This window comes from Bacteroides caecigallinarum (assembly GCF_021530995.1).
In the GTDB taxonomy this organism is placed as follows: domain Bacteria; phylum Bacteroidota; class Bacteroidia; order Bacteroidales; family Bacteroidaceae; genus Phocaeicola; species Phocaeicola faecigallinarum.
The window spans coordinates 1-268 of the sequence record NZ_JADYTF010000335.1 but is presented as its reverse complement, the minus strand read 5'-3'; the positions used below and the strand labels follow the sequence as shown (position 1 = coordinate 268).

Sequence of the window (268 nt, the reverse complement as noted above, 5' to 3'; positions counted from 1 at the left end):
TCGAACAGAAGAGTGAAATAGTACCTGAAACCGTGCGCCTACAAGCGGTTGGAGCTCCTTTCAGGAGTGACAGCGTGCCTTTTGCATAATGAACCTACGAGTTACTGTCGTTGGCAAGGTTAAGGGTTACAAGACCTGCAGCCGAAGCGAAAGCGAGTCTGAAGAGGGCGTCAAGTCAGCGGTAGTAGACGCGAAACCAAGTGATCTACCCTTGGCCAGGATGAAGTCTGGGTAACACCAGATGGAGGTCCGCACCAATAAGCGTTGA

The 268-nt window shown here is 51.5% G+C and carries 1 rRNA gene; it reads left to right on the top strand.

Annotation, left to right across the window (positions count from 1 at the left end):
- Nucleotides 1-268 (top strand): 23S ribosomal RNA (locus I6E24_RS16910); the annotation flags it as partial.